Source organism: Isoptericola sp. NPDC019693 (assembly GCF_044389085.1).
In the GTDB taxonomy this organism is placed as follows: domain Bacteria; phylum Actinomycetota; class Actinomycetes; order Actinomycetales; family Cellulomonadaceae; genus Isoptericola.
Genome location: NZ_JBIRXP010000009.1, coordinates 1 through 25881, shown reverse-complemented (window position 1 = coordinate 25881; position 25881 = coordinate 1). Strand labels below are relative to the sequence as shown.

25 protein-coding genes are annotated in these 25881 nt (G+C 74.0%); 11 read left to right on the top strand and 14 right to left on the bottom strand.

From position 1 onward, the window contains the following. Positions 1-26 precede the first annotated feature (26 nt). Both ACH436_RS20230 and ACH436_RS20225 read left to right on the top strand, forming a co-directional pair. Positions 27-692 (top strand): alanine:cation symporter family protein, encoded by a 666-nt coding sequence (locus ACH436_RS20230; protein ID WP_430562008.1) that lies wholly within the window; start codon positions 27-29, stop codon positions 690-692. Continuing rightward, the gene (locus tag ACH436_RS20225; RefSeq protein WP_430562007.1) at positions 626-1477 is read left to right on the top strand and encodes an alanine:cation symporter family protein; all 852 of its coding nucleotides are present in this window, start codon (positions 626-628) and stop codon (positions 1475-1477) included. Before ACH436_RS20230 ends, ACH436_RS20225 begins: the two co-directional genes overlap by 67 nt. Positions 1478-1612: 135 nt before the next feature. Here the strand turns inward: ACH436_RS20225 and ACH436_RS20220 are convergent, their stop codons facing one another. From ACH436_RS20220 to ACH436_RS20180, 9 genes are all read right to left on the bottom strand, one after another. Next, positions 1613-3094, bottom strand: a complete 1482-nt coding sequence (locus ACH436_RS20220; RefSeq protein WP_430562006.1) for an NAD-dependent succinate-semialdehyde dehydrogenase — start codon at positions 3092-3094, stop codon at positions 1613-1615. Then, positions 3091-3933: an aldolase/citrate lyase family protein gene (locus ACH436_RS20215; protein WP_430562005.1), complete on the bottom strand. Its 843-nt coding sequence runs from the start codon at positions 3931-3933 to the stop codon at positions 3091-3093. The genes ACH436_RS20220 and ACH436_RS20215 overlap by 4 nt, the downstream gene beginning before the upstream one ends. Beyond that, positions 3918-4748 carry a fumarylacetoacetate hydrolase family protein gene (locus ACH436_RS20210; protein WP_430562004.1) on the bottom strand — a complete coding sequence of 277 codons (831 nt, stop codon included), beginning with the start codon at positions 4746-4748 and terminating at the stop codon, positions 3918-3920. The genes ACH436_RS20215 and ACH436_RS20210 overlap by 16 nt, the downstream gene beginning before the upstream one ends. Then, positions 4745-5887 (bottom strand): 3,4-dihydroxyphenylacetate 2,3-dioxygenase, encoded by a 1143-nt coding sequence (hpaD, locus tag ACH436_RS20205; protein ID WP_430562003.1) that lies wholly within the window; start codon positions 5885-5887, stop codon positions 4745-4747. Before hpaD ends, ACH436_RS20210 begins: the two co-directional genes overlap by 4 nt. 41 nt (positions 5888-5928) lie before the next feature. Continuing rightward, positions 5929-7440 (bottom strand): 5-carboxymethyl-2-hydroxymuconate semialdehyde dehydrogenase, encoded by a 1512-nt coding sequence (hpaE, locus tag ACH436_RS20200; protein WP_430562002.1) that lies wholly within the window; start codon positions 7438-7440, stop codon positions 5929-5931. Continuing rightward, on the bottom strand, positions 7437-8147 hold the full coding sequence (locus tag ACH436_RS20195; RefSeq protein ID WP_430562001.1) for a GntR family transcriptional regulator: 711 nt from the start codon (positions 8145-8147) through the stop codon (positions 7437-7439). Before ACH436_RS20195 ends, hpaE begins: the two co-directional genes overlap by 4 nt. Continuing rightward, entirely contained in the window at positions 8144-9625 is a 1482-nt protein-coding gene (locus ACH436_RS20190; RefSeq protein ID WP_430562000.1) for a fumarylacetoacetate hydrolase family protein, read from the bottom strand. Before ACH436_RS20190 ends, ACH436_RS20195 begins: the two co-directional genes overlap by 4 nt. A gap of 149 nt (positions 9626-9774) precedes the next feature. Next, positions 9775-10644 carry a hypothetical protein gene (locus ACH436_RS20185; RefSeq protein WP_430561999.1) on the bottom strand — a complete coding sequence of 290 codons (870 nt, stop codon included), beginning with the start codon at positions 10642-10644 and terminating at the stop codon, positions 9775-9777. A 104-nt stretch (positions 10645-10748) separates the two neighbouring features. Further along, a complete protein-coding gene (locus ACH436_RS20180; RefSeq protein ID WP_430561998.1) occupies positions 10749-11450 on the bottom strand; it encodes an IclR family transcriptional regulator in 702 nt (233 codons plus the stop codon). Positions 11451-11578: 128 nt separating this feature from the next. Here ACH436_RS20180 and ACH436_RS20175 point away from each other — a divergent pair, with 128 nt between their 5' ends. Together ACH436_RS20175 and ACH436_RS20170 are read left to right on the top strand one after the other, a co-directional pair. Continuing rightward, positions 11579-13480 carry an FAD-binding monooxygenase gene (locus ACH436_RS20175; RefSeq protein ID WP_430561997.1) on the top strand — a complete coding sequence of 634 codons (1902 nt, stop codon included), beginning with the start codon at positions 11579-11581 and terminating at the stop codon, positions 13478-13480. Between the two features lie 204 nt (positions 13481-13684). Then, entirely contained in the window at positions 13685-14251 is a 567-nt protein-coding gene (locus ACH436_RS20170) for a dihydrofolate reductase family protein (protein WP_430561996.1), read from the top strand. A 13-nt stretch (positions 14252-14264) separates the two neighbouring features. Here ACH436_RS20170 and ACH436_RS20165 read toward each other — a convergent pair whose 3' ends face one another. After that, on the bottom strand, positions 14265-15929 hold the full coding sequence (locus tag ACH436_RS20165; RefSeq protein ID WP_430561995.1) for a thiamine pyrophosphate-binding protein: 1665 nt from the start codon (positions 15927-15929) through the stop codon (positions 14265-14267). Positions 15930-16401: 472 nt separating this feature from the next. Here ACH436_RS20165 and ACH436_RS20160 point away from each other — a divergent pair, with 472 nt between their 5' ends. Further along, positions 16402-17481, top strand: a complete 1080-nt coding sequence (locus ACH436_RS20160; RefSeq protein WP_430561994.1) for a hypothetical protein — start codon at positions 16402-16404, stop codon at positions 17479-17481. A 21-nt stretch (positions 17482-17502) separates the two neighbouring features. On the opposite strand, the gene ACH436_RS20155 is transcribed toward ACH436_RS20160, so the two are convergent. After that, the gene (locus ACH436_RS20155) at positions 17503-18822 is read right to left on the bottom strand and encodes an alpha-L-fucosidase (RefSeq protein ID WP_430561993.1); all 1320 of its coding nucleotides are present in this window, start codon (positions 18820-18822) and stop codon (positions 17503-17505) included. A 153-nt stretch (positions 18823-18975) separates the two neighbouring features. Between ACH436_RS20155 and ACH436_RS20150 the strand changes: the two genes are divergently transcribed. The 5 genes from ACH436_RS20150 to ACH436_RS20130 all read left to right on the top strand — a co-directional run bounded on the left by ACH436_RS20150 (position 18976) and on the right by ACH436_RS20130 (position 23140). Further along, on the top strand, positions 18976-19872 hold the full coding sequence (locus ACH436_RS20150; protein ID WP_430561992.1) for an amidohydrolase family protein: 897 nt from the start codon (positions 18976-18978) through the stop codon (positions 19870-19872). Further along, entirely contained in the window at positions 19869-20651 is a 783-nt protein-coding gene (locus tag ACH436_RS20145; RefSeq protein WP_430561991.1) for an SDR family NAD(P)-dependent oxidoreductase, read from the top strand. The genes ACH436_RS20150 and ACH436_RS20145 overlap by 4 nt, the downstream gene beginning before the upstream one ends. Beyond that, positions 20648-21652, top strand: a complete 1005-nt coding sequence (locus tag ACH436_RS20140; RefSeq protein ID WP_430561990.1) for an aldo/keto reductase — start codon at positions 20648-20650, stop codon at positions 21650-21652. Before ACH436_RS20145 ends, ACH436_RS20140 begins: the two co-directional genes overlap by 4 nt. 100 nt (positions 21653-21752) lie before the next feature. Next, on the top strand, positions 21753-22688 hold the full coding sequence (locus ACH436_RS20135) for a fumarylacetoacetate hydrolase family protein (protein WP_430561989.1): 936 nt from the start codon (positions 21753-21755) through the stop codon (positions 22686-22688). Between the two features lie 2 nt (positions 22689-22690). Beyond that, the gene (locus ACH436_RS20130) at positions 22691-23140 is read left to right on the top strand and encodes an RbsD/FucU domain-containing protein (RefSeq protein ID WP_430561988.1); all 450 of its coding nucleotides are present in this window, start codon (positions 22691-22693) and stop codon (positions 23138-23140) included. On the opposite strand, the gene ACH436_RS20125 is transcribed toward ACH436_RS20130, so the two are convergent. The 3 genes from ACH436_RS20125 to ACH436_RS20115 form a co-directional block, all read right to left on the bottom strand. Next, the gene (locus ACH436_RS20125; RefSeq protein ID WP_430561987.1) at positions 23137-23733 is read right to left on the bottom strand and encodes a TetR/AcrR family transcriptional regulator; all 597 of its coding nucleotides are present in this window, start codon (positions 23731-23733) and stop codon (positions 23137-23139) included. The two genes, ACH436_RS20130 and ACH436_RS20125, sit on opposite strands and share 4 nt — an antisense overlap. A gap of 170 nt (positions 23734-23903) precedes the next feature. Continuing rightward, positions 23904-24473 (bottom strand): dihydrofolate reductase family protein, encoded by a 570-nt coding sequence (locus tag ACH436_RS20120; protein WP_430561986.1) that lies wholly within the window; start codon positions 24471-24473, stop codon positions 23904-23906. 163 nt (positions 24474-24636) lie between these two features. Beyond that, complete coding sequence (locus tag ACH436_RS20115; RefSeq protein WP_430561985.1) at positions 24637-25335, bottom strand: FadR/GntR family transcriptional regulator; 699 nt, start codon at positions 25333-25335, stop codon at positions 24637-24639. A gap of 104 nt (positions 25336-25439) precedes the next feature. On the opposite strand from ACH436_RS20115, the gene ACH436_RS20110 reads away from it, so the two are divergent. Then, positions 25440-25805 (top strand): nuclear transport factor 2 family protein, encoded by a 366-nt coding sequence (locus ACH436_RS20110; protein ID WP_430561984.1) that lies wholly within the window; start codon positions 25440-25442, stop codon positions 25803-25805. Positions 25806-25881: the final 76 nt, after the last annotated feature.

Sequence of the window (25881 nt, the reverse complement as noted above, 5' to 3'; positions counted from 1 at the left end):
ACGCGACCGAAAGGCCCTGTTCCACCATGGAAAGCTTCAACGACGACCTCGCCACGTTCAACGACGGGTTATGGCTCTATCTCGTCGTCCCGGTGCTTGCCGCCCTGTGCCTCTACTTCACGGTGCGGTCCGGCGCCGTCCAGATCCGCCTGCTGCCGGACATGTTCCGTTCCGTGGTCGGGAAGTCCGCGCCCGCGCCGGGGCAGAAGCCCGTCTCGTCGTTCCAGGCGTTCGCGATCTCCGCCGCCGCCCGGATCGGGACGGGCAACATCGTCGGCGTCGCCACCGCGATCGCGCTCGGAGGGCCGGGCGCGGTCTTCTGGATGTGGGTCATGGGCCTCGTCGTCGGCGCCGCCAGCTTCGTCGAGTCCACGCTCGCCCAGCTCTACAAGGTCCGCGACGGGAAGGACTTCCGCGGTGGCCCCGCGTACTACATGGAACGCGGCCTCGGGAAGCGCTGGATGGGCCTGCTGTTCTCCGTCGTGATCATCGTGACGTTCAGCTTCGTGTTCAACTCCGTGCAGGCCAACACGATCTCGGGGCGATCGGGACGTCGGCCGAGCAGGTCCTGGGCGAGACGCCGGGCTGGCTGGCCCCGGTCGTGGGCCTGGCCCTGGTGGGCATCGTGGCCGCGATCATCTTCGGCGGCCTGCACCGCATCGCGAACACGGCGCAGCTGCTCGTGCCGCTGATGGTGGTGCTCTACCTGGGCCTCGGCCTGCTCGTGGTGGGGCTCAACGTGGAGAAGCTGCCCGAGGTCATCACCAGCATCGTGGGCAGCGCGCTCGGGTTCCAGGAGTTCGCCGCGGCCGGTGTCGGGACGGCGATCTCGCAGGGCGTGCGACGCGGGATGTTCTCCAACGAGGGCGGGCTGGGGTCGGCGCCCAACGCGGCGGCCACGGCCACCGTGAGCCACCCGGTGAAGCAGGGGCTGGTGCAGACGCTGGGCGTCTACGTCGACACCCTGGTCGTCTGCTCCATCACCGCGTTCGTCGTGCTGGTGTCCGACCCGACCTTCGGCGAGAACTCCGGCCCGACGATGACGCAGCACGCGTTGCAGTCCAGCCTCGGTGACTGGTCCTTGCACCTGCTGACCGTCATCCTCCTGCTGCTGGCCTTCACGTCCGTGCTGGGCAACTACTACTACGGCGAGGCGAACGTCGCGTTCCTCACCCGGCGTCGCGGCGCGCTGACCGCGTTCCGGGTGGCCTTCCTCGCCATCGCGTTCCTCGGGTCCATCGGCTCGGTGCAGCTGGTCTGGACCCTCGCGGACACCACCATGGCGGTGATGGCACTGGTCAACCTCGCCGCGATCGCGCCGCTGAGCACGATCGCGTTCCGCCTCATGCGGGACTTCACCGCCCAGCGCAGGCAAGGGCTCGACCCGCAGTTCACCCGCGACAGGCTCCCCGGGGTCCGCGGCATCGAGTGCTGGGAGCCGCGCGAACGGGAGCGGGAGGAAGCCGTCGCGAGGTAGTCCCGGAGATGCCGAGGTAGTTCGAGGCCCGGCGGGGTAGTCAACTACCTCGCGGAATCTCGAACTACCTCGGCAATTTCTGAACTACCTCGCGGGGATCTGAACTACCTCGCGGGTCCGGGGACTACCTCGTCGTCACAGCGGCATGCCGACGTACTGGACCTCCTGGTACTCGGCGATGCCCTCGAAGCCGCCCTCGCGGCCGGTGCCGGACTGCTTCATCCCGCCGAACGGCGCGGCCGCGTTGGAGATGACGCCGGCGTTGAGGCCCAGCAGGCCGAACTCGAGACGCTCCGCGAAGGCGAGCCCGCGGCGCACGTCGCCGGTGAAGACGTACGACGCCAGCCCGTACTCCGTCGAGTTCGCGAGCTCGGCCGCCTCGTCCTCCGTGGCGAACGTCGCGACCGGGGCCACGGGGCCGAAGATCTCCTCGGTCATGCAGCGGGCGTCGGCGGGGACGTCGCGCAGCAGCGTGGGCTGGAAGAAGTGGCCCGGTCCGTCGACGCGGGAGCCGCCGACGACGACCTGCGCGCCGCGCGCGACGGCGTCGTCCACGAGCGAGGCGACGGAGTCCACGGCCTTGGCCTCGACGAGCGGGCCCAGCGTGGTGCCGTCGTCCAGCCCGTTCCCGACGACGACGGCGCGGAACCGCTCGGCGAGCCGGGCGACGAACTCGTCGGCCACGGACTCGTGCACGTAGAACCGGTTGGCGGCCGTGCAGGCCTCGCCGCCGTTGCGGAGCTTCGCGGCCATCGCGCCGTCGACGGCGGCGTCCAGGTCGGCGTCCTCGAACACGACGAGCGGGGCGTTGCCGCCGAGCTCCATCGAGGTGCGCAGCACGTTCTCGGTGGCGGAGCGCAGCAGCGACTGCCCCACCGGGGTGGAGCCGGTGAACGACACCTTGCGCAGGCGCGGGTCGGCCATGACCGGCTCGCTCACCGCCGACGCCGAGGCCGACGGCACCACGTTGAGCACGCCGTCGGGCAGGCCCGCCTCGACCATGAGCTGCGCGAACAGCAGCGAGGTCAGCGGGGTGAGCCGCGCGGGCTTGAGCACCATGGTGCACCCGGCGGCGACGGCGGGCGCCACCTTGCGGGTGGCCATCGCGAGCGGGAAGTTCCACGGCGTGATGAGCAGGCACGGGCCGACCGGACGGCGCTGCACGAGCATCCGCAGCGAGCCCTCGGGGGTGCGGGTGTACCGGCTGTCGTCGTGCGTGGCCTGCTCGGCGAACCAGCGCAGGAACTCGCCGCCGTAGGTGACCTCGCCGCGCGCCTCGGCGAGCGGCTTGCCCATCTCGAGCGTCATGAGCAGCGCCAGGTCCTCCCGACGCTCCTGCACCAGGGCGAAGGCCCGGCGCAGGATCTCGGCGCGCTCGCGCGCCGGGGTCGCGCCCCACGACGACTGCGCCGCCGCGGCGGCGTCCATCGCGGCGCGGGCGTCGTCGCCGGTCGCGGAGGCCACGTGCGTCAGCGTCTCCCCGGTGGCGGGGTTCTCGACGGCGAACGTGCCGCCGGCGGACGCGTCGCGCCACCGGCCGCCGACGAGCAGACCCGTGGGGATGCTGGTCAGGAGCTCGGCCGCCCGCTCGCGGGGGCTGGTCGTCGTGGTCGTCATCGGGTTCCACCGTCCTTCGGCCGTGCAGTGTCAGGGGTGCGGGAGGCGACGCGCGCGGCGAGCTGCTCGGACCCGCGCGCGATCAGGGTGACGTCGGCGCCGACGACGACGTAGGCCGCCCCGGCGTCGAGGTAGCGGTCGGCCATGGCCGGGTCGAAGGCGTTGACGCCCACGGGCGTCCCGGCCGCGCGGCACGCGGCGATCGCGCCGAGCACCGCGTCCACGACCTCGGGGTGGTCCTGCTGGCCGAGGTGGCCGAGCGACGCGGCGAGGTCCGCGGGGCCGATCAGGACGGCGCCCACGCCGTCCGTGCCGGCGATGGCCGCGGCGTCGTCGATCGCGGCGCGCGTCTCGAGCTGCACGACGAGCGTGATGCCGTCGTCCGCGCCGCCCAGGTACCCGGGCACGCGGTTCCAGCGCGACGAGCGGGCGAGCGCGCTGCCGACGCCGCGGACGCCTGCGGGCGGGTAGCGCACGGCGCGCGCCGCGGCCTCTGCCTCGGCGGCCGAGTCGACCATCGGGACCAGGACGTTCGTGGCGCCGAGGTCGAGCACCCGCTTCAGGCCGACCGGGTCGCCGGACGGCACGCGCACCAGCGTCGCGACCGGGTACGCGGCGGTCGCCTGGAGCTGCGCGAGCACCGTGGTGAGGTCGTTCGGCCCGTGCTCGCCGTCGACCAGCACGACGTCGAGCCCGCTGCCGGCGAGGAGCTCCGCGGCCACCGGGCTGCCCATCGACGACCACGCACCGACGAGGGGGCGCCCCTCGTCCCCGGCCTCCGCGAGCATCGCGGCGAGCGAACGGTCGGTGGTCGGGACGTCGGTCAGACGAAGCGGCATGTCACGGCCCCCAGGCTCCCAGCGCCGGCGTGATAGTCGGCGTGCACGGTGTCGCCGGGGTGCACCCACGTGGGGCGGGTGAACGACCCGGCCAGGACGGTCTCGCCGGCGGCGAGCGAGTCGCCGTGCGCCGCCAGCTTGTTGGCGAGCCAGGCGACGCCGGCGGCGGGGTGCCCCAGCACCCCCGCGGCGACGCCCGTCTCCTCGATGGTCTCGTTGCGGTACAGCAGCGCGGACACCCAGCGCAGGTCGACGTCGTCGACCCGGACGGGGCGCCCGCCCACCACCATCGCACCCATGGCGGCGTTGTCGCTGATCGTGTCGACGATCGTGCGGCCGGGCATCTCGACACGGGCGTCGAGGATCTCCAGCGCGGGCACCACGCGGTCGGTGGCGCGCAGCACGTCGGTCACGGTGATCCCGGGCCCCTCGAGCGGTGACGCGAGCACGAACGCGAGCTCCACCTCGACCCGCACGTTGGAGTACGCGGCGTGCTCCACGACGCTGCCCGACTCCAGCACCATGTCGTCGAAGATGACGCCGTAGTCCGGCTCGGTGATGCCGGTCGCGGCCTGCATGGCCTTCGACGTCAGGCCGATCTTGTGCCCGACGACGCGGCGTCCGCGCGCCTCTCCGCGCTCGCGCCACGTGCGCTGCACGGCGTACGCGTCCGCCACCGTCATGCCCTCGTGCCGCGCGGTGAGCAGCGGCACGGGGGTGCGGGTGCGGTCCGCCTCCGCGAGCTCGTCCGCGATCGCGACCACCGCCGCGTCGTCGAGGGTGCGCGCGCCGTCGGGGGAGGGGGCGCCGCTCACAGGGTCATCCCCAGCTTGAAGCCGGCCTCGTGATCGCCCTTGCGCGTGTAGGAGAAGCCGTCGGCGCCCACGGTCACCTCCATCTCGGAGTCGTCGGTGCGGGCGACGACGGGCTGCGGGTTGCCGTCGAGGTCCAGCACGAGCGACGCCTCGGTGTACCAGCTCGGCACGACGGGGTTGCCCCACCAGTCGCGGCGCTGGTTGTCGTGCACGTCCCACGTGACGACGGGGTTGTCCGGGTCGCCGGTGTAGTAGTCCTGCGTGTAGATCTCGACGCGGTGCCCGTCGGGGTCGCGCAGGTACAGGTAGAACGCGTTCGAGACGCCGTGGCGGCCCGGGCCACGCTCGATGACGTCGGAGCGGCGCAGGGCGCCGAGCTTGTCGCAGATGGCGAGGATGTTGTGCTTCTCGTGGGTCGACCACGCCATGTGGTGCATGCGCGGGCCGTCCCCGCCGGTCATCGCGGTGTCGTGCACGGTCGGCTTGCGACGCATCCACGCGGCGTAGACGGTGCCGGCGTCGTCCTGGATGTCCTCGGTGACGCGGAAGCCCAGGTCCTGCATGAACTTCACGGCCCGGGGAACGTCCGGCGTGACCTGGTTGAAGTGGTCCAGGCGCACCAGCTCGCCGGGGGTGTGCAGGTCGTAGCGCCACGACAGCCGCTCGACGTGCTCCGTGGCGTGGAAGAACTCGTACGGGAAGCCGAGCGGGTCGATGACGCGGACGGACGCGCCGATGCCCTTCGTGAAGCCCTCGGGGGCGCGGCGCACCTCGCAGCCGAGCTCGGTGTAGAACGCGACGGCCTTCTCCAGGTCCTCCGGGGTGCGCACGCGGTAGGAGAAGGCGGCCACGGCGGCGACGTCGCCCTGACGCAGCACCAGGTTGTGGTGGATGAACTCCTCCGTGGAGCGCAGGTAGATGCTCTGCTCGTCCTCCTCGGTGACGTACAGGCCCAGCACGTCGACGTAGAACTCGCGCGAGGCCGCCAGGTCCGTGACGACGAGCTCCATGTACGCGCAGCGCAGGATGTCCGGCGGCGGGGACGACGGCGTCGGGGTCGGGTTGTCGCAGGTGATCGGCGCCTCCTGGCTCACGTAGAAGCCCGAGGAGGTGAGGGTGCGGTCGTTCAGGTGGGTCATGTCAGCGTCCTTGCTGGTCTCGTGCTGGTCGTCTCGGGCAGTCAGTGCTTGCCGAAGGTCGGGTTGTGGACCTTGCCGAGCGTGATGTGCACGGCCTGCTGGTCGGTGTAGAAGTCGATGGAGCGGTACCCGCCCTCGTGGCCCAGGCCGGACGCCTTGACGCCGCCGAACGGGGTGCGCAGGTCGCGCACGTTGTTCGAGTTCAGCCACACCATCCCGGCCTCCACGGCCTGGGAGAAGTTGTGGGCGCGCTTGAGGTCGTTGGTCCAGACGTACGCCGCGAGCCCGTACTTCACGCCGTTGGCCAGCTCGAGGGCCTCCTCCTCGGTGTCGAAGGGCGTGATGGCGACGACGGGGCCGAAGATCTCCTCCTGGAAGATCCGGGCGTCGGGCTTCACGTCCGCGAAGACGGTCGGGGCCACGAAGTTGCCCGTCTCGAAGCCCTCGGGACGGCCGCCGCCGGCGACCAGGCGCCCCTCGGTCTTGCCCAGCTCGACGTAGCTCATGACCTTGTCGAAGTGCTCCGGGTGCACCAGGGCCCCGACCTCGGTGTCCTTCTCGTGCGGGTACCCGACGCGCACGCGCTTCGCCTGCGCGGCGTACCGCTCGACGAACTCGTCGTAGACGGCGCGCTCCACGAGGATGCGGCTGCCCGCGGTGCAGCGCTCGCCGTTGAGGGAGAAGACGCCGAAGATCGTCGCGTCGATCGCGGCGTCGAGGTCGGCGTCGGCGAAGACGACGGCGGGGGACTTGCCGCCCAGCTCCATCGACAGGCCCTTGAGGTGAGGGGCAGCGTTGGCGAAGATGAGCTGCCCGGTGCTGCTCTCGCCGGTGAAGGAGATGAGCGGGACGTCGGGGTGCTTGACCAGCGCGTCGCCGGCCTCCTCGCCCAGCCCGTTGACCAGGTTGAACACGCCCTGGGGCAGACCGGCCTCCTCGAAGATCCCCGCCCACAGGGACGCGGACAGCGGCGTGAACTCGGCCGGCTTGAGCACCACGGTGTTGCCGGTGGCGATCGCGGGCGCGAGCTTCCACGACTCGAGCATGAACGGCGTGTTCCACGGCGTGATGAGGCCGGCGACGCCGATCGGCTTGCGGTTGACGTAGTTGATCTGGCGGCCGGGCACCTTGTAGGTGTCGTCGGCCTGCGCCACGATCAGGTCCGCGAAGAAGCGGAAGTTCTCGGCGGCGCGGCGCGCCTGGCCCAGGGCCTGCGTGATCGGCAGGCCGGAGTCGAACGACTCCAGCTCGGCGAGGCGGGCGTCGCGCGACTCCACGAGGTCGGCGATCGTGTGCAGCACCCGCGACCGTTCGCGCGGCAGCATCCTCGGCCAGGGGCCCTCGGTGAACGCGCGGCGGGCGGCGGCGACGGCGGCGTCGACGTCGGCCTTCTGGCCCGCGGCGGCCTGGAGGTAGGTCTCGTTCGAGACCGGGTCGAGCACGTCGAAGGTGGCGCCGTCGACGGAGTCGACGAACCGCCCGTCGATGTAGTGCTGGATCGCGGTGGGCAGGTCGGCGGGGCGGTGCGACTGCGGCGCGGGCTGCTGGGTCATCGGTCCTCCTCGGACGGGGAGTGCGGACGGTGCTCCGCCTGGTAGGCGAGCACGGCGTCGAGGGTCTGGGTGCGGTGGCGCCGCGCGGCGAGCTCCACCTCGTCGGCGGTGGCGTCGCCGGCCTGCAGCCGGACGACGAGGTCGAGGATCCGGTCGTGCTCGGCGACGGACTCCCGTGCCCGGCCGGGCACGAACGAGAACGACGAGTCCCGGAGCTGGGTCATGCGCCGCCAGCCGCGGTGCACCAGGTCGAGCACGTGCGGGTTGGGGCAGGGCTCGAACAGCACCGCGTGGAACTCCAGGTTGAGCTCGGTGAACCGGTGCGGCTCGAAGTCGGCGAGGCACTGGCGCATCCGCTCGTTCACCGCGCGGGCGGCGTCGAGCTGCGCGGCGGTCAGGTGCGGCGCGGACAGCGCGGTGGCGAAGCCCTCGACCAGCGCGAGGGTCTCCATCGTGTGCTGGTACTCGGTCTCCTTGAGCAGGGCGACCTGGGCGCCGACGTTGCGCTCGAACGTCACCAGCCCCTCCGCCTCCAGGCGGCGGATGGCCTCTCGCACCGGCACGACGGACATGTCGAGCTCGCCCGCGAGCTGCGCCAGCACGAGCCGGTAGCCGGGCACGAAGCGCCCGTCCTCGATCCGCTCGCGCAGGTACGCGTACGCGCGCTGCGACTTGCTCACGGCGGTCGGCGTCGTCGGGGCGCTCACGACCCGGCCCCGGTCTCGCGCTCGTACCGCGCCCGCCACTCGGCGTTCATCGGGAACAGCCCGTCCACGGGGGCGCCGGCGGCGACCTGTCGTGCGACCCACGCGTCGGCGGCCTCCTGGGCCTCGGCCTCGGTGAGCACCTCCTCCACGAGGGCGGGCGGGATGACGAGGACGCCGTCGCCGTCGCCCACGACGACGTCGCCGGGCTGCACCGCCGCGCCGCCGCACGCGACGGTCACGTCGGTCTCCCACGGCACGTGCTTGCGGCCGAGGACGGACGGGTGCGGGCCCTGGGAGAAGACGGGGATGCCGATCTCGGCGACGGCGTCGGCGTCCCGCACGCCGCCGTCGGTGACGATGGCGGCCGCGCCGCGCACGTGCGCACGCAGGGCGAGGACGTCGCCCACGGTGCCGGTGCCGCGCTCGCCGCGCGCCTCGACGACGATCACCTCGCCCGGCCCGACGGCGTCGAACGCGCGCTTCTGGGCGTTGAAGCCGCCCCCGTGGGAGGCGAAGAGGTCGGGGCGGAACGGGATCAGGCGCAGCGTGCGGGCGGTGCCGACGAACCGGTCGCCGGGGTGGTTGCCCTGCACGCCCTCGACGAAGACGTCGGTGTAGCCGCGCTTGCGCAGCGCGGCCGACAGCGTCGCGACGGCGACGCCCGCGAACCGCTCGCGCATCGCGTCGGTGAGGACGAACGCGGCCTCGGGCTCCGGCGCCGGGGTGCCCCACGCCTCGGCGCGCTGCGTGTCGTCCACCGAGGGCTTCGACCCGAAGTCGCCGAACTCGTGGGTGCCGGCGGTGACGGTGGTGCTCAGGCGGCCGCTGGTCGGGGCGCCCGGTGACTCGGGGGCGTCCACCTCGACCTCGACGACCTGTCCGGGGCCGACGACGGACGAGCCCGCCGGGGTGCCGGTGAGGATGACGTCGCCGGGCTCGAGCGTGAGGTGCTGCGACAGGTCCGCGACGAGGCGGCCGAAGTCGAACAGCAGCGTGCCGGTCGAGTCGTCCTGGACGAGGTCGCCGTCCACCCAGGTGCGCACGCGCAGGCCCGCGGGGTCGACGTCGGACGCGGGGATCCAGCGCGGGCCGAGCGGCGTGTAGCCGTCGCCGCCCTTGTTGCGCAGGTTGGAGCCCTTGTCGGCGGCGCGCAGGTCGTAGAGGCCGAAGTCGTTCGCCGCGGTGACGGCGTCGACGTGGGACCAGCCCGCGGCGGGGGAGACCCAGCGCGCGGCGGTGCCGATGCGGATCGCGACCTCGCCCTCGAAGGCGAGGAGCTCCGTGCCGAGCGGCCGTTCGATCGTGCCTCCCGTCGCGGCGAGCGACGAGCCCGGCTTGAGGAAGTAGGACGGCTGGCTCGGCGTCCGGCCCCGCTGCGCGGCGCGGGACGGGTAGTTCAGGTGGACGGCGATGATCTTGCCGGGTCTGGGCTGGTCGTCGGTGACCACGGGCACCCCACTGTCGGTCGAGGCTGTCATGTCGTATCTCGGATGATATACGATCCTCGCGATCGTCTCCAGCGGCGCCCGCGCCGGTATCCCGCTCGTCCCGGAGTGCGGGGACGAGCAGTCCGTCTGCCCGGTCTACAGGGTCTCGAAGGCCCGACGACGACGCCGGGACGGCCCGGTCACCGGAGCTTCTTGCGCACGCTCAGGTACGTGCGCTCGGTGGCCGGGCCCCAGGTGCCGGTGGCGGACACGGACAGCACCCGCTGGAGCGAGGCGACCGCCTTGTCGTGCGCGGCGCGGGACTTCGGCCCCCACTTCCCGTCGGCGGTGACGCCCACGGCGAGCTGCGCCGTCTTCACGCCGTAGGGGAACTTCGTGCCGTGCATGCGGGAGGCGGCACGGATCGCCTGCAGCCGCTGGTCGGTGTTGGGTCCCCACAGGTTGTCCCGCTGGGCCAGGGGGAAGTGCGCCACCTGCTGGAGCCGCTGGGTGGTGCGTGAGCCTGCCTGCGCGAGCACCGTGCCCCGGCCGTAGTTGGACGTCGTGCCGACGTCGATGTGCACGTGGTTGCGGTGCTTGGCGGCCGACCCGACGGTCCCGTCCCGTGCGTAGATCACGCCCAGGCCCATCGAGTCCGCCACCTTGATCGCGGTCCGCGCCCGGGTGCGCTCCGAGGACGGTGCCCCGGCGGGGCCGTAGTTGAGGTCCGCCGCGAGGCCGTCGTAGTGCCACGAGTTCTTCGAGTGCGCCCCGCGGGTCACGCCGCCGTACGACGGGTGCTCGGAGACCCGGAACCCGTACGCGCGCGCCCAGCTCAGGTACGCCTTGAGCGTCGTCGACGAGCTCTTCTGCCGGCCGATCCCCAGGGCCAGCGGCCCCGCGGAGGGCTGTGCCGCCGTTCCCGAACGGTCGGGGGCCTGCGGCGCGGCGGACGCGGGGGCCGCCCCGAGCGGGGCGAGCAGGGCGGCGCAGACGCCGGCCGCTGCGAGGCGTCGGCGCGCCCCGTCGACGCGCGGCGCGCGGGCGGGGGCGGTCGGTCGTGGGGTCATGGCACCTCGCTCCTCGGCATGTCGGCAGGGGCTCCGGCGCTCCTGTCGCCCTGAGCCACCATGCATGCGCGCCGACGGTTCCGCCAGGCGACGGTGTCCGGCCCTCAGCCGCCGAGGGCCTCCCGCACGGCGTTCGCCGAGGCAGTGAGGCGGGCCGCGATCCGCCGGTGGTCGATCGGGCTGGCGACGTGCACGACCGCCACGGCGGCGGGCCCGCGCCCGCGCAGCGCGAGCGGCACCGCCACCGACTCGAGGCTGGGGATGACCTCGTCGTGGCTGGTGGCGAAGCCGCGCTCGGCGGCCTCCGAGACGGTGGCGCGCAGCGCCTCGGGGGCGTCCGCGGGCCACTGCGCGTGCGGGAGCAGCGTGAGGATCGCCTTGCCGGGGGCGCCGACCGTCACCGGGTGCCGGGTTCCCGGGCGCTGCGCCACGGGCGCGACGGCGTGCCGCGGCTCGACGCTGACGAGCGTCACGCACTCGTCGTGGTCGAGCACGGCGAGGAAGCAGGTCATGCCCAGCTCGTTCGCGACGGCGGTGAGCTCGGGCAGCGCCTCGGCCTGCAGGTCGTGCGCGACGCCGGCGGCCAGCGCCGCCATCCGGGCGCCGAGCGAGACGCCGCCGTTCGCGTCGCGCACCACCAGGCCGTGGTGCTCGAGCGTGCGCAGCAGGCGGTACGCGATCGACCGGTGCACCTCGAGCCGCGCGGCGACGTCGTCGATGGTCATCGGACCGCGGGCGTCGGCGAGGACCTCCAGGATGCGGATGCCGCGGCTGAGGGTCTGTGACGGGGGGCCGGCGTCGGGCATCAGAGTCCTTCCGGTGGGCTACGCTGCATTCAATAGTAGAACGGCGTGTTCGAATATAGAACGCGACGGATCGAGCGTACAAGGCCCGACGCGGACGTCGGGGGCATCGACGACGATGAGGAGAGCTCGTGCAGTTCCACCACCACGGTTACGTCTCCGGAGATCCGCGGGTGCTGCCGCCCGCCGGCACCGGGGTGGACCGCCCCGACGAGCTGCCCGACGAGGTCGACGTCCTCGTGGTCGGGTCGGGGCCCGCGGGCATGCTGCTCGCCGCGCAGATGTCGCGGTACCCCGGCGTCACCACGCGGGTCGTGGAGAAGCGCGAGGGCCGGCTCGTGCTGGGCCAGGCCGACGGCATCCAGCCGCGCAGCGTCGAGACGTTCGACGCGTTCGGCTTCGCGGAGCGGATCATCGCCGAGGCCTACAACATCGGCTGGATGAACTTCTGGGGCCCGGACCCCGAGAACCCGAAGCACATCGTCCGCACCGCGCGCACCGAGGACTACGGCCTCAAGATCAGCGAGTACCCGCACCTCATCGTCAACCAGGCGCGCGTGCTCGACTACTTCGCCGAGGCAGCCGCGTTCGGCCCGGCGCGCATCGTGCCCGACTACGGCGTCGAGTTCCTCGGCCTCACCGTGCACGACGGCGACGACGCGGGCGAGCACCCCGTCGAGGTGCGGCTGCGGCACGTCGCGGGCGAGCGCGCGGGGCAGGAGCGCACCGTGCGTGCCAGGTACGTGGCCGGGTGCGACGGCGCCCGCAGCGCCGTGCGCGAGGCGATCGGCCGCAAGCACGTCGGCGAGTTCGCCGCGCACGCGTGGGGCGTCATGGACGTGCTGGTCAACACGGACTTCCCCGACTGGCGCACCAAGTGCGCGATCAACTCCGAGGCCGGGAACATCCTGCTGATCCCGCGCGAGGGCGGGTACCTCTGCCGCGTGTACGTGGACCTCGGGGAGGTCGCCGCGGACGACCACCACCGGGTGCGCCGGACGCCGATCGACGAGATCGTCCGCCGGGCCAACGAGATCCTCACCCCGTACACCCTCGACGTGAAGGACGTCGCCTGGCACAGCGTGTACGAGGTCGGCCACCGCGTGACCGACAAGTTCGACGACGTCCCCGAGGGTGAGGAGCACCGCACCCCGCGCGTCTTCCTCACCGGCGACGCCTGCCACACGCACAGCGCCAAGGCGGGCCAGGGGATGAACGTCTCGATGCAGGACGGGTTCAACCTGGGCTGGAAGCTCGGGTCGGTGCTGACCGGTCTCAGCCCGGAGTCGCTCCTCGGCACCTACTCCGCGGAGCGGCAGCCCGTCGCGCAGCAGCTCATCGACTTCGACCGCGAGTGGTCCAGCCTCATGGCCCGCAAGCCGGAGGAGATCTCCGACCCGCAGGAGCTGGCCCACTACTACCTCGCGACCTCCGAGTTCCCGTCGGGGTTCATGACGCAGTACGGGCCGTCGTCGATCGTCGGGACGGACGCCCACCAGGGGCTGGCCGCGGGGTTCCCGGTCGGCAAGCGGTTCAAGTCCGCCGAGGTGACGCGGGTGTGCGACGGCAACGCCGTGCACCTGGGGCACCATGCCAAGGCCGACGGCCGCTGGCGGATCTACGCCTTCGCCGACGCGGCGGCGCCGGGCGAGGGCTCCCGCCTGGATGCCTGGGCGGGGTGGGTCGCGTCGCCGGGGTCCCCCGTGTCCCGGTGCACCCCAGACGGCGCCGACGTCGACGCCGTCTTCGACGTCAAGGTCGTCTACCAGCAGGCCTTCCAGGACGTCGACCTCGCGACCGTGCCTGACGTGTTCCTTCCGAGGACGGGCCCGCTGGGCCTGACCGACTGGGAGAAGGTGTACGCCGCCGGGCCCACGGTGTGGGCCGCGGGCGACATCTTCACCGAGCGGGAGCTGTCCCGCGACGGTGTGGTCGTCGTCGTGCGCCCCGACCAGTACGTGGCCCACGTGCTGCCGCTCGACGCCACCGACGAGCTGGCCGAGTTCCTCGCGGGCGTGTTCCGGGGTCGCTGACGGTCGTCACGGCGGCAGTTCGGGCTCAGGTCGGCAGTTCGAACTGCCGACCTGAGCCCGACCTGCCGCGTCGAGGGGAACCGCGTGCCGGCCGTGCGGTGCCGGGCCGTGTCGGCGGGGCGGGGCGACCAGGGGCTGCGGCCGCGGCCCGTCGCGCCGATACTGGGACGACCAGGAAGCGCCCAGCGGCCGAGGAGGGCCACGATGGCTGACCTGATGATCGACTACATCACCTCGCTCGACGGGTTCGGCTCCGCCGACGGGTGGCCCGGCCTGTGGGGGATGGGCGGGCCCGACTACTTCGCGTTCCTCGAGCAGGACGGCCAGGAGGACTTCACGACCCTGCTGGGCGCCACGACGTACCGGCTCTTCGCGACGTTCGCGGAGTCGGGCGAGGAGGAGATGGCCGAGGTCACCGCGCGCCGCAAGGTCGTGTTCTCCCGCACCCTGACCGAGCCGCTGGAGTGGGCGAACACCACGCTGGTCCCCGGCGACGCCGTCGAGGCCGTGCGCGCCATGAAGCAGGAGGCCGTGCCGTTGCGGACGATCGGCAGCCCGGGCCTGGCCCGCGCGCTGCTCCGGGCAGGGCTCGTCGACCGGGTGCGCGTCGTGGTGTTCCCGGTGGTCAACGGCGCCACGGGTCACGACCGCCTCTACGACGGCTGGCCCGACGTCCGCCTGGAGCTGCTCGACAGCCGCACCCTCGACGGACGCCTGCAGCTGCTCGAGTACGCGCCCACGGTGCTGGACGGCCCGCCGGGCACGGGCTGAGCAGGCGCCGGGCTCAGCGGGTCCGGTTCACCCGCAGGATCTCCTCCTGGTACGGCGCGACGACGGTCGGCGAGACCCGGCAGTCGAGCATGAGGAAGCGGCGCTGCCCGACGGGCTCGCGCGCCCAGGTGCCGAGCCGGTCGAGGTCGTCGAGGCTGCGCACGACGACGCCCTCCGCACCGACGGCGGCGGCGAGCGCGGCGAAGTCGGTCTCGGGGATGCGCATCGGCTCCTCCGCGAGGCCCTGGCGCCCGTAGACGTGCACCTCGGCGCCGTAGACGGCGTCGTTCCACACGACGGCGACGCCGCGGCCGCCGGTGGTGCGCACGGCGGTCTCGAGGTCGGCGAGGGCCATGAGCCCGCCGCCGTCGCCCGTGGTGAGCACGACGGTGGCGTCCGGCAGGGCGGCGGCCGCGCCGGCGACGCTGGGGAAGCCGAGGCCGATGGACTGGTAGGCGGTGCCGACCATCATCATGCGGTCCGGCGAGGCCACCGGCCAGTACATGTTGGCCCAGCCGATGAAGTGGCCGCCGTCGGAGACGACGACGCGGTCGGCGGGCAGCAGGGCGCCGATGCGGCTCGCGACGGCGCGCGGGTCGAGCCGCCCGTCGGGCGCGACCCCGTCGGCCGGGCCGGTGTCGTAGGTGCGGGCCGCGGCGACCCCCACGGAGTCGCGCCAGCCGGACGGGGCGGCGTCCAGCGCGCGCAGCTCGTCGAGCAGGGCGCGGGTGACGAGCGCGGCGTCCCCGCGGACGAACGAGCCGACGTGCCGGTGCGTCGCGGCCTGCGCGACGTCCACCTGGACCACGCGGGTGCCGGGGGAGAACAGCTCGCCGAAGCGCATCGTGAACTGGTTGAGCGACGCCCCGACGACGACGGCGACGTCCGCCTCGCGCACCAGCGCCATCGCGCCGTCGGCGCCGAACCCGCCGGCGACGCCGAGGTCGTAGCGGCCGTCGGGGAAGACGCCGCGGCCGAGCGCCGTCGTCGCCGTGAGCGCCCCGGTCGCGGCCGCGAGCTCGCCCAGCGCCTCGCCGGCCCCGGCCAGCCAGGCGCCGCGGCCCGCGAGCAGCAGCGGGCGCTCGGCCCCCGCCAGGGCCCGCGCGAGGTCGGCGATCGCGGCGGCGTCGAACGGGCCGGCGGGCGCGAGGGGGCCCGGCAGGGCGGGCGCCGGCGCCTCGGGCACGGGGCCGGCCTCGAGGGCGGCGACGTCGTAGGGGATGGCCAGCACGACGGGCACGCGGTAGGTGAGCGAGTGCTCGATCGCGATGACGGTGGTCGCGGCGGCGTCCGCGCGTCCGACGGTGTAGGTGCGCGCTCCGACGGCGGCGGCCAGCGCGATCTGGTCCACGTCCCACGGCCGGGGGCCCGACGTCGGCTCGTCGCCCGCGAGCAGCACGAGCGGCACGCGCGCCTGCGCGGCCTCGGCGAGGGCCGTCAGGGCGTTCGTGAACCCGGCGCCGTAGGTGACGGTCGCCGCGGCGATGCGGCCCGACGCGCGGAAGTGGGCGTCGGCGGCCACGACCCCGCCCGCCTCGTGCCGGACGGCGGTGAACCGCGCGGGCGTGGTGCGCTCGACGTCGTCGAGGAACCAGGCGTTGCCGTTGCCCATGACGCCGAAGACGTGGTCGACGTGCTGGGTCAGGGTGCGGGCGACATGGGCGGACACGGTGGGCACGAGGGGCCTCCAGGGAACAGTGACGGATGTGGTGTGCGTCCGTATGTGTCCCGTGCGAGCCCGGCGCCGGTCGGCGGTGACCGGGCTGCCGCGCGCCCCTTTTTCGAGCGCAGGCGGGTGTCCGCCTCGACGCCGCGAGTATATCCACGGGCCCGGCGCGATCCTCCACGGGGTCGTGTGGGCGCGCTGCGTCGGGCGGGACGTCGCCGCCCCTGCCGAGCGCGTCGTCGACGTGTTCACGCGGCAGATGTCGACCTGGAGGAGCCGTCGGGGGTTCCGGTGGCTGGGTCGTCGACCTGCGGCTGGCCGAGGTTGCCTGTGGCTAGGATCGACGGATGCCCGCGCGGGCCCGGACGCCGCGCGACCACCCACCCGACAGCCTACGGAGGCACGAATGACCAGGCTCCGGGCGCCCAGGCGCGTTGGCCCGCCCGCCTCGCCGATCGAGCGCCACCTGACCGAACGCTCTGGCGTGTACGTCGCCGAGGCCTGGGGCGTCGTCGTCGGGAAGCTGGTGACCCTGGCACTCGCGGGCCTGGGCGTCCGGGTCATCGTGCTGATGGCGCAGGACGGCGGGTGGGGGTGGCTCGTCGCCGCGCCGTTCCTCCTCGCCGGGATCGCGCTCGCGCTGTGGGTCGGGCTCGTCGCCTTCAACGGACTCGTCCGCGATCGGCTGCGCCCGGAGGTCCGGTTCCGCCGGCTCCGGGGCACCGCTCGGCGCCACCGCGCCCGCCCGGTGGGCGAGCCGGCGGCCGTCGACACCGCCGACCCTGTCGACCCGGTCGACCACCCCGTGCCGACGCTGCGGTCCTCGCCGCGCGGCCAGTCGGACCTGCTCCTGCGGACCGCGCTGTACGTCGTGCTGGGCCTGCCGAGCGCCTACCTCGTCGGGTACGTCCTGCTGGCCTACCTGGACCACCTGTGGCTGATGTGGTCGAGCCCGGTCGTCGACGAGTGGGAGTGGGACGCACCCGAGCACCTCGGCGCCTTCGGCGCATGGTTCTTCGCGGACGCCGCCAGGGGCCGGGCCCTGCCGATGTTGATCTCCGCCGTCTTCCTGGGGCTGGGGATCACGCTCGCGACGCTGGCGGTCCCGGTGCTGCGCCGGCGCGGCGCCGACGCGATCGACCTGGCGGTCACGGATACCGGCGTCGTCACCCGCGGCGGACTGGCGATCGACTGGGACGAGGTCGTCGGGGTCCTCGTCGTCCAGGACGTGCGGATCGGCGCCTGGACGAGCCGCCGCGAGGGCCCCGCCTTCCCGACGCGGTTCGTCCTCCACCCGACGTACGTCCCGACCCACTCGCGCACGCGTGTCGCGCTGGAGCTGGACGACCTGGCCGGCGTCGCCGCCCGGGCCGCCCGCTCCCAGCGGCGCGCCCTGTACGCGGACGGCGACCTCGCCTCGGGGTATGCGCTGGCCGACCTGTGGACCCACCCGGCCGACCGGGTGGACGAGATCCTCGCCCCGCTCGAGGCGGCGGCGCGGGTGGCGCGCGTCCCGGTCCGGCGCCTGGAGCGGGTCACCGACCCCGCCAAGGTCTTGGGCTGACCCGCGTCCGGGCCGCTCGTCTCAGGCGGAGGCGAGGAACAGCTCCACGACCGGGACGGCGACGTCGGGCCGTGCGGTGGGCAGGTGCACCGTGAGCGTGCCGGGCGGCTGCCCGCCGGGGTGGGTGTTCCACGCCTTCTGGTCCGGGTCGGAGACGGACGTGCGCAGCTCGGAGCCGTCGTTCAGCAGCTGGGCGTACCGCACCCGGTCGGCGAGCCCGCGCAGGTGCACGTGCCCGAACGGCCAGGCGAACAGGTGCAGGTACAGGCGGTCGTCGCGCTGGGTGAGCACGACGCCGGGCGGCAGGGCGGGCGCGACGGCGGCGGCGAGGTCCGGGTCGGCGGGGCCGGCGCCGCGGATCGACCGCTCGTGCAGGCGCGTCCAGTCCCCGAGCGCGGCGAGCGTGGCGGCGTCCCGCGCGGGGATCGCGCCCCGGCCGTCGGGCCCGATGTTGAGGAGCAGGTTGCCGCCCTTGGACACGGTGTCCACGAGCATGCGCACCAGCAGGTCGGGGTCCTTGAAGGCCGTGTTGTCGCGGTCGTACCCCCAGCTCCCGTTGAGGGTCTGGCACGCCTCCCAGACGACGAGCTCGCCCGCGTCGTCGCGCATCGGCTCGGCGGGCTGGTACTGCTCGGGGGTGACGAGGTCGCCGGGGATGCCGAGGCGGTCGTTGACGACGGCCTGGGGCTGCAGCTCGCGGACCATGGCGAGCAGGCCCTCCGCGTCCCAGTCCTCGGGGTGCTTCCCGGCCCAGCCGCGCCGGTCGCGCGTGTCGGTGAAGTCGAAGAAGACGTAGTCGACCGGCCCGTACCCCGTCAGCAGCTCGCGCACCTGCGCGTGCAGGTACTCCCGGTAGCGGGCCATGTCGCGGCCCTCGTCCAGCGCGTGCGCGTCGGGGTCGTCGCGGCGGGGGTGGTCGGCGTCGATCCGGTAGTCCGGGTGGTGCCAGTCGAGGAGCGAGTGGTACAGCCCGAGCCGCAGGCCCTCGGCGCGCACGGCCTCGGCCAGTTCCGCCACGAGGTCGCGCCCACGGGTGCGGGCGACGCTGTAGTCGCTGACGGCGGAGTCCCACAGGGCGAAGCCGTCGTGGTGCTTGGTGGTCAGCACGACGTACTTCATCCCCGCGTCCTTGGCGGCGCGGGCCAGGGCGCGCGCGTCGAACAGGTCGGGGTCGAACACCTCGGCGTAGCGTGCGTACTGCTCGACGGTCATGCGCTCGAAGCTCATGACCCACTCGTGCCGCGCGGCCGCGGAGTAGAGGCCGAAGTGCACGAAGAGGCCGAAGCGGGCCTCGGTGAACCACGCCTGCTCGGGGCGCAGGGGCGGGGCGGCCGTGGTCATGCGGATCACTCCTCGTCGAGCGGCGGATCTATACGGGCAGAGATATGACGTCTGGGCGTGCGCTCTGAGGATACTCGGCACAGACGGGGCTGGCGCAAGCAGTCCGAGCGCCTATACATTGGATGAATCAATCCGCAGGCCGAGGGAGTCCGGATGTCCGACGTCGTCGTCGACGCGCACCACCACCTGTGGGTCCGCGCGCGGCACCCGCAGGACTGGATCGACCCCGCGACGATGGCCGCGATCGACGCGGACTTCACGCCCGCCGACCTGCCCGCCGCCGCGCACGGCGTCGACGCCACCGTCGTGGTGCAGAGCGTGAGCCGCTGGAGCGAGACCGACGAGCTGCTCGACGTCGCCGCCTCCCCCGCAGGACGCGCGGCGGGCGTCGCGGGCGTGGTCGGCTGGGCCGACCTGTTCGACCCGGCGCTCGAGGACCGCCTCGCCGCGCTGCGCGAGGGGCCGGGCGGCGACCGCCTCGTCGGGATCCGCACGATGGTGCAGGCCGAGGCCGACCCCGACTACCTGGACCGCCCCGACGTGCACGCGGGCATCGCCGCCGTGGGCGCCGCGGGCCTGCCGTTCGACCTCGTCGTCCGCGCGGACCAGCTCGGGTCGTGCGCCCGGCTCGCCGCGGCCCTGCCCGGCACGCGGTTCGTGCTCGACCACCTGGCGAAGCCGCCCCTCGCGACCGGGGACCTGGACGCCTGGCGCCGTGACCTCGCCGCGCTCGCCGGCCGGCCGAACGTCGTCGCGAAGCTCTCCGGGCTGGTCACCGAGGCGCGCTGGGACAGCTGGACGGTCGACGACCTCCGGCCCGCCGCCGACCACGCGCTCGACGTCTTCGGCCCCGACCGCCTCCTGCTCGGCAGCGACTGGCCCGTCTGCCTCCTCGCCTCCGGCTACGGGCGCTGGCTCGCCGCGGCCGACGAGCTGCTGTCCGGCCTCTCGCCCGACGAGCGCGCCGCCGTGCGCGGCCGCACCGCCGTCGCGACGTACGGCCTCGCCGTCGAGCCCGCCACCACCACCCGCACGAAGGAGCACCCGTGAGCACCGCCCCCCTCGAGAACCCGCCGGAGTTCGCCGGCATCCGCGCCATCGTGACCGGGGGCGCGTCCGGCATCGGCGCCTCCGTCGTGCGCGCCCTGCTCGCCCGCGGCGCGCAGGTCGTCGCCGTCGACCGCACGCGCGACGGCGTCCCCGAGGGCGCGGGTGCGCAGGTCGCGGACGTCACCGACGACGCCGCGGTGCGCGCTGCCGTGGAAGGCGCGGCCGCCGAGATGGGCGGCATCGACGTCGTCGTGAACAACGCCGGGATCGGCGCGCAGGGCACCGTGGCGGACAACGACGACGCCGAGTGGCTGCGGGTGCTCGACGTCAACGTCCTCGGCATCGTGCGTGTGACGCGCGCGGCGCTGCCCCACCTGCGGGCGTCGGCGCACGCGGCGGTCGTCAACACCGCGTCGATCGCGTCCTGGTCCGGCCTGCCGCAGCGCGCCCTCTACTCCGCGAGCAAGGGCGCCGTGCAGGCCCTCACCCTCGCGATGGCGGCCGACCACGTGCGCGAGGGCATCCGCGTCACCTGCGTGAACCCCGGCACCGTGGACACCCCGTGGGTCGGGCGCCTGCTCGACGCCGCCCCCGACCCGGCGGCCGAGCGCGCCGCCCTCGCGGCACGCCAGCCCACCGGGAGGCTCGTCAGCCCGGAGGCCGTGGCGCACGCCGTCTGCTACCTCGCGAGCCCGCTCGCCACCGCGACCACCGGCACCGCGCTCGCCGTCGACGGCGGGATGCACGAGCTGCGCGTCCGCCCGCCGGAGCAGGCGTGACCGCGCTGCCCGCGCGCGAGGTGCGCGGCACGGGGGTGCGCCTGACGGGCCTCGGCTACGGGGCGGCGCAGGCGGGCAACCTCTACCGGGCGACGACGGACGCGGAGACCCAGGAGGCGGTCGACGCCGCGTGGGGTGCGGGGGTCCGCTACTTCGACACCGCCCCGCACTACGGGCTGGGCCTGTCGGAGCGGAGGCTCGGGTCGAGCCTGGCCGGTCGCCCGCGGGACGAGTACGTCGTGTCGACGAAGGTGGGACGCCTGCTGGTGCCGTCGCCCGGGACGGCGGACCGGCGCGACGACGACATCTTCGACGTGCCCGCCGCGACGCGCCGGGTCTGGGACTTCTCCCGCGACGGCGTGCTGCGCTCGCTCGAGGCGAGCCTGGAGCGCACCGGCCTGGACCGCGTCGACGTGGTGTACCTGCACGACCCGGACGAGCACGAGGAGCAGGCCTTCGCCGAGGCCGTCCCGGCCCTGGTGGAGCTGCGCGAGCAGGGCGTGGTCGGCGCGATCGGGGCGGGGATGAACCAGTCCGCCATGCTCGCCCGGTTCGTCGCCGAGGCCGACGTGGACGTCGTGATGTGCGCCGGCCGGTTCACCCTGCTGGAGCAGCCGGCGCTCGCGGACCTGCTCCCCGCCGCGGCCGAGCGCGGGGCGGCCGTCGTCGTCGCGGGTGTCTACAACTCCGGCCTGCTGGCCCGCGACGTCGTCCCCGACGACGCGACCTACGACTACGCGCCGGCCCCCGCCGCCCTGCTCGACCGCACCCGTCGCATCGCCGACGCGTGCGCCGAGCACGGCGTCACGCTGCCGCAGGCCGCGCTCGCCTACGTGCGGACGCACCCCGCGGTGGCGAGCACCGTCGTCGGGCTGCGCACCGCCGACCAGGTGCGCCAGGCCGTGGACCGGCACGCCGCCGTCGTCCCCACCGACCTGTGGACCGACCTGGTGGACCGGGGGCTGCTGGCTCCCGAGGCCCACCCCGACGCCTGGGACTGAGATGCCCTCGCCACAGGGTGACCGTATCGCGGAAGAACTTGGTCGCTATGCGAAACGGGCGCATGATCGAGACGCCCCCCAGAGAGAACAGAGGACACCGATGCAGCTGCTCCGCCTGGGCCCGGTGGGCCAGGAGATCCCCGCCGTCACCCACGACGGCACGACCTACGACCTGCGGCCGCTGACCGGCGACTCCGGAGATGTCGACGGCGCCTTCCTCGCTGCCGACGGCATCGCCCGCACCCGGGCCGCGCTGGCCGCCGGCGAGCTCCCCGTGCTCGACGGCGCGGACGGCCTGCGCCGCGGCGCCCCGATCGCCCGGCCCACCGCCGTTGTGTGCGTGGGCCAGAACTACGCCGCGCACGCGCGGGAGTCCGGCGCGGAGCCCCCGCGCCTGCCGATCATCTTCTTCAAGCACCCCAACACGGTGGTCGGCCCCGACGACACGGTGCCGATCCCGCCCGGCGCGGACAAGGTCGACTGGGAGGTCGAGCTCGCGATCGTCGTCGGGAAGCAGGCGAGCTACCTGCCGTCGCCCGAGGCCGCGCTGGCGCACGTCGCCGGGTACACCGTGGTGGACGACGTCAGCGAGCGGTCGTGGCAGCTCGACGACTCGCTCGGCCAGTGGTCGAAGGGCAAGTGCGGCCCGGCGTTCCTGCCGACCGGCCCCGCGCTGGTCCCCGCCGACGAGGTGGACCCGGGCACGCTGCGGCTGCGGTCGTGGGTCAACGGCGAGCCCCGCCAGGACTCGGCCACGACGGACATGGTCTTCGGCGTCGCCGAGATCGTGCACCACCTGTCGCAGTACATGACGCTCGAGCCCGGCGACCTCATCTGCACCGGCACCCCCGAGGGCGTGGCCCTGTCCGGCCGGTTCCCCTACCTGGCCGACGGGGACGTCGTCGAGGTGGAGATCGAGGGGGTCGGCCGCCAGCAGCACCGATTCCAGGCTTCGATCGGCAGCCGGGAACATGATCGGTCCCCGCAGGTGCCGACCATGTCGGCTGCTGCCGAACGAAACCTCCCGGTGGGCTGATCGTGCTGCGCTACCAGCTGCTGCACCCGGGCCTCGTCGCGGCGCTCGCCGCGGCGGGGCACGGGTCCCGCGTGCTGCTCGCCGACGCGAACTACCCGCACTCCACGGGCGCGCGGCCCGGGGCGGCACGGGTGCACCTCAACCTGCGCCCCGGCCTGCTGACGGTGGACCAGGTGCTCGAGGTGCTGCTCGACGCCGTCCCGGTCGAGTCCGCCGCCGTCATGGTGCCCGGCGGCGTGGCGGGCGACGTCGTCGCCGCGGGGGAGCCGATCCCGGCCCACACCGGCTACCGGGAGATGCTGGGCCCCGACGTCGGCTGGGACGAGCTGGACCGGTTCGGGTTCTACTCCGCCGCCCGGGCCGACGACGTCGCGGTGCTCGTCGCCACCGGCGACCAGCGCGTCTACGCCAACCTGCTCCTCACGCTGGGGGTGCGGGCGCCGGAGGCCTAGGCCGGGGCCCCGCCGGCGCGGTACGGCCGGAGGAGCTGGGTGAAGCGTGCTCGGAGGGACGCGGCGAGAGTGCCCTCGCGATGGATGGCCCAGCTGATCATGGCCCCGTGGTAGGCGATCTCGACGAGCTCTGCCAGGGCCCCGAGGTCCGTGCCGCGTCGGAGCTCGCCGCCGTCCGCCGCCTGCCGGAGGCGCTCGACGATCTTGGCGCGGAACCGTTCCGCACCGTCCCTGGTCGACCGGTGGAACTCGGGGTCCGCGAGGGCGACCTGGAGGAGGGAGACCGAGTGCGCCATCTCCTCGGCGGTGGTCCCGTCGTCGACGGTGCGCACCAGCCCGGCGACGAGCCGGTCGAGCGCGGGGCCGCCGGCGGGGGGCTCGTCCATGCCGTCCACCCACCGCTCGACGGCCCACCGGTCCGCGGCGAGCAGCAGCGCGCGCCGGGAGCCGAACCGCTGCACCAGGGTCGACGGGGACAGCCCGACCTCGAGGCCCGCGGCGGCCAGGGTGAACCTCGCGGGGCCGATGCGCTGGACCAGGCGGTGGACCCCGGCCAGCACCTCGTCGTCGCCGATGCTCTTGGTGCGCGGCATCAGGCGACCGGGAAGCGGTAGACGGACTGGACGGCGCCGTCCGGTCCGGCGATGTACCCGTCAAGGCTGCACCCGAGGAAGGCGGGGAAGGGCGTCATGTGGCCAACGATAAACGAACAGGCATTTATGTATGTGCCCGGGGCGAGGCTCGGCATGTCCTCGACGCCGGCTCAGGCGGGGACGGGCACGGGGCGGAACCGCAGCGCGACCGCCCCCGACGCGAGCTCCTGGCGGTGCACCAGCTCGAGCTCGATGCGCTCGCGCAGGCCCGCGAGGAGCGTCGGCCCGTGCCCGGCGAGGACGGGCTGCACGAGGAACTCGTACTCGTCGATCAGCCCCAGGTCGGCCAGCGCCCGGGGCAGGGCCACCCCGCCCACCCAGAGACCCTCCCCGGGCTCCTGCTTGAGCTCCTCGACCGCCCGTGCCAGGTCGCCCCGGACGAGCGCCGCGTTCCAGTCGACCTCGTCCAGGGTGCTCGACACGACGTACTTCTCCGCCCGGTCGATGGCCTCGGCGAACGGCGCCTCCGAGGCGCCCACCCACGCGGGCCACCTGCCGTCCGCGGGCTTCCGCCAGGCGGACTCCATCATCTGGTAGGTCATCCGGCCGAACAGGAGGGCGTCGGCGCGCTCCATCTCGCCGGCCCAGAAGCGCATCGACTCCTCGTCGGGCGGGAGGCCGGCCTCGTGGTGGCAGCAGCCGTCGAGCGTGACGTTGATCGAGTACCGAAGCGGTCGCATCGTGCTGCTCTCCCTCGAGGTGGACCCGAGGCCCGGAAACCCCTGCCGGGCCCTCGGCGATGGAGCCATCCAACGACATCGCCGGCCGGCACACACCTGGACGGGCGTCCCTCGGGTGCGGCGGTGGCCCCGGCCGGGCGGTGTGAGGGAGTGCCAGCCTGAGTCAGCCCTCCGCGGCCTCCGGGCCGGGGAGCGTCTCCTCGACGTCGAGGAGGTGCGCGGCCATGCGCACGCGCGCGGCCTCGGCGTCGCCGGCGGCCAGCGCCCGCCACACCGCCTCGTGGTCGCGCTGGGTGCGGGCCTCGGCACCCTCCTCGTGCAGGCCGCGCCAGAGCCGCTCGCGTGCGGTGCGGCCGGCGATCGCCTCGACGAGGGCGGTGACCACCGGGTTGCCGCCCTGCTCGGCGACGATGCGGTGGAACGCGGTGTCAGCCTCGATGAACGCCGCGTGGTCGACGTCGTCCCGTGCGAGGGTGGCGGCCGACCGCTCGAGGACGACGCGCGCCTCCTCGAGCGCCTGAGGGGTGATGCGCTGGGCCGCGAGACCGGCGGCCTCTGTCTCGAGCACGCGGCGGACGGCGTGGAACGGGCGGGCGCTGGTGTCCCCGTGCAGGTCGACGACGAACTGCAGCGACGACATGAGTCGCGCCGGGTCCAGGCTGGTGACGTAGGTGCCGTCGCCCTGGCGGGTGTCGAGGACGCCGAGCACGGTGAGGGCGCGCACCCCCTCGCGCAGGGAGCCGCGGGAGACGCCGAGCCGCTCGGCGAGGTCCTTCTCCACGGGGAGCCGGTCGCCGGGGCCGAGCTCGCCGCCGGTGATCATGCGGCGGACGCCGGCGACGACTTCATCGGTGCGAGACATGTCCTGGATTATGGCCCAGCCCGACCCCCGGGCGCACCGATTCCTCCGATGAATCCGAGGCGGGTTCTCCTGCGGGGCGTCGGAGCCGTCCGTAGCCTGGCGCGATGGTGGACCTCACGCTCGACACGCTGCTGGCCCTCGAGCGCCAGGGGTGGGACGCGCTGTGCGGCAGCACGGGCGGCGCGTTCTACGGCGCCCTCATGACGCCGTCGGCGCTCATGGTGCTGGTGGACGGCTCGGTGCTCGACCGCGACGCCGTCGTCGCGTCCCTCGACGGCGCCCCGCCGTGGGACTCCTACGACCTGCGCGACGTGCGCCGCGTCGGCCTCGCCGACGGCGCCGCGGCGCTCGTCTACCGTGCGCGGGCCGTGCGCGGTGACGACCCGCCGTTCGTCGCCCTCATGGCGAGCACCTACGTCGCCGTCGACGGGGAGCCGCGCCTGGCGCTGTACCAGCAGACAGCGTTGTGAGCGCGATTTAGGGGGCCAATAGCGCCCCCCATTTGACCCCCAACGCGCGCACAACCCGCGGGGGGGGGGGGGGCCC

Coding starts and splice junctions, on each gene's coding strand:
- ACH436_RS20155 (WP_430561993.1), bottom strand. CDS start 18,822: ATGACCACGGCCGCCCCGCCCCTGCGCCCCGAGCAGGCGTGGTTCACC.
- ACH436_RS20230 (WP_430562008.1), top strand. CDS start 27: ATGGAAAGCTTCAACGACGACCTCGCCACGTTCAACGACGGGTTATGG.
- ACH436_RS20150 (WP_430561992.1), top strand. CDS start 18,976: ATGTCCGACGTCGTCGTCGACGCGCACCACCACCTGTGGGTCCGCGCG.
- ACH436_RS20120 (WP_430561986.1), bottom strand. CDS start 24,473: ATGCGACCGCTTCGGTACTCGATCAACGTCACGCTCGACGGCTGCTGC.
- ACH436_RS20125 (WP_430561987.1), bottom strand. CDS start 23,733: ATGCCGCGCACCAAGAGCATCGGCGACGACGAGGTGCTGGCCGGGGTC.
- ACH436_RS20180 (WP_430561998.1), bottom strand. CDS start 11,450: ATGCCCGACGCCGGCCCCCCGTCACAGACCCTCAGCCGCGGCATCCGC.
- ACH436_RS20110 (WP_430561984.1), top strand. CDS start 25,440: ATGGTGGACCTCACGCTCGACACGCTGCTGGCCCTCGAGCGCCAGGGG.
- ACH436_RS20170 (WP_430561996.1), top strand. CDS start 13,685: ATGGCTGACCTGATGATCGACTACATCACCTCGCTCGACGGGTTCGGC.
- ACH436_RS20135 (WP_430561989.1), top strand. CDS start 21,753: ATGCAGCTGCTCCGCCTGGGCCCGGTGGGCCAGGAGATCCCCGCCGTC.
- ACH436_RS20115 (WP_430561985.1), bottom strand. CDS start 25,335: ATGTCTCGCACCGATGAAGTCGTCGCCGGCGTCCGCCGCATGATCACC.
- ACH436_RS20190 (WP_430562000.1), bottom strand. CDS start 9,625: ATGACAGCCTCGACCGACAGTGGGGTGCCCGTGGTCACCGACGACCAG.
- ACH436_RS20185 (WP_430561999.1), bottom strand. CDS start 10,644: ATGACCCCACGACCGACCGCCCCCGCCCGCGCGCCGCGCGTCGACGGG.
- hpaD (WP_430562003.1), bottom strand. CDS start 5,887: ATGACCCACCTGAACGACCGCACCCTCACCTCCTCGGGCTTCTACGTG.
- hpaE (WP_430562002.1), bottom strand. CDS start 7,440: ATGACCCAGCAGCCCGCGCCGCAGTCGCACCGCCCCGCCGACCTGCCC.
- ACH436_RS20220 (WP_430562006.1), bottom strand. CDS start 3,094: ATGACGACCACGACGACCAGCCCCCGCGAGCGGGCGGCCGAGCTCCTG.
- ACH436_RS20215 (WP_430562005.1), bottom strand. CDS start 3,933: ATGCCGCTTCGTCTGACCGACGTCCCGACCACCGACCGTTCGCTCGCC.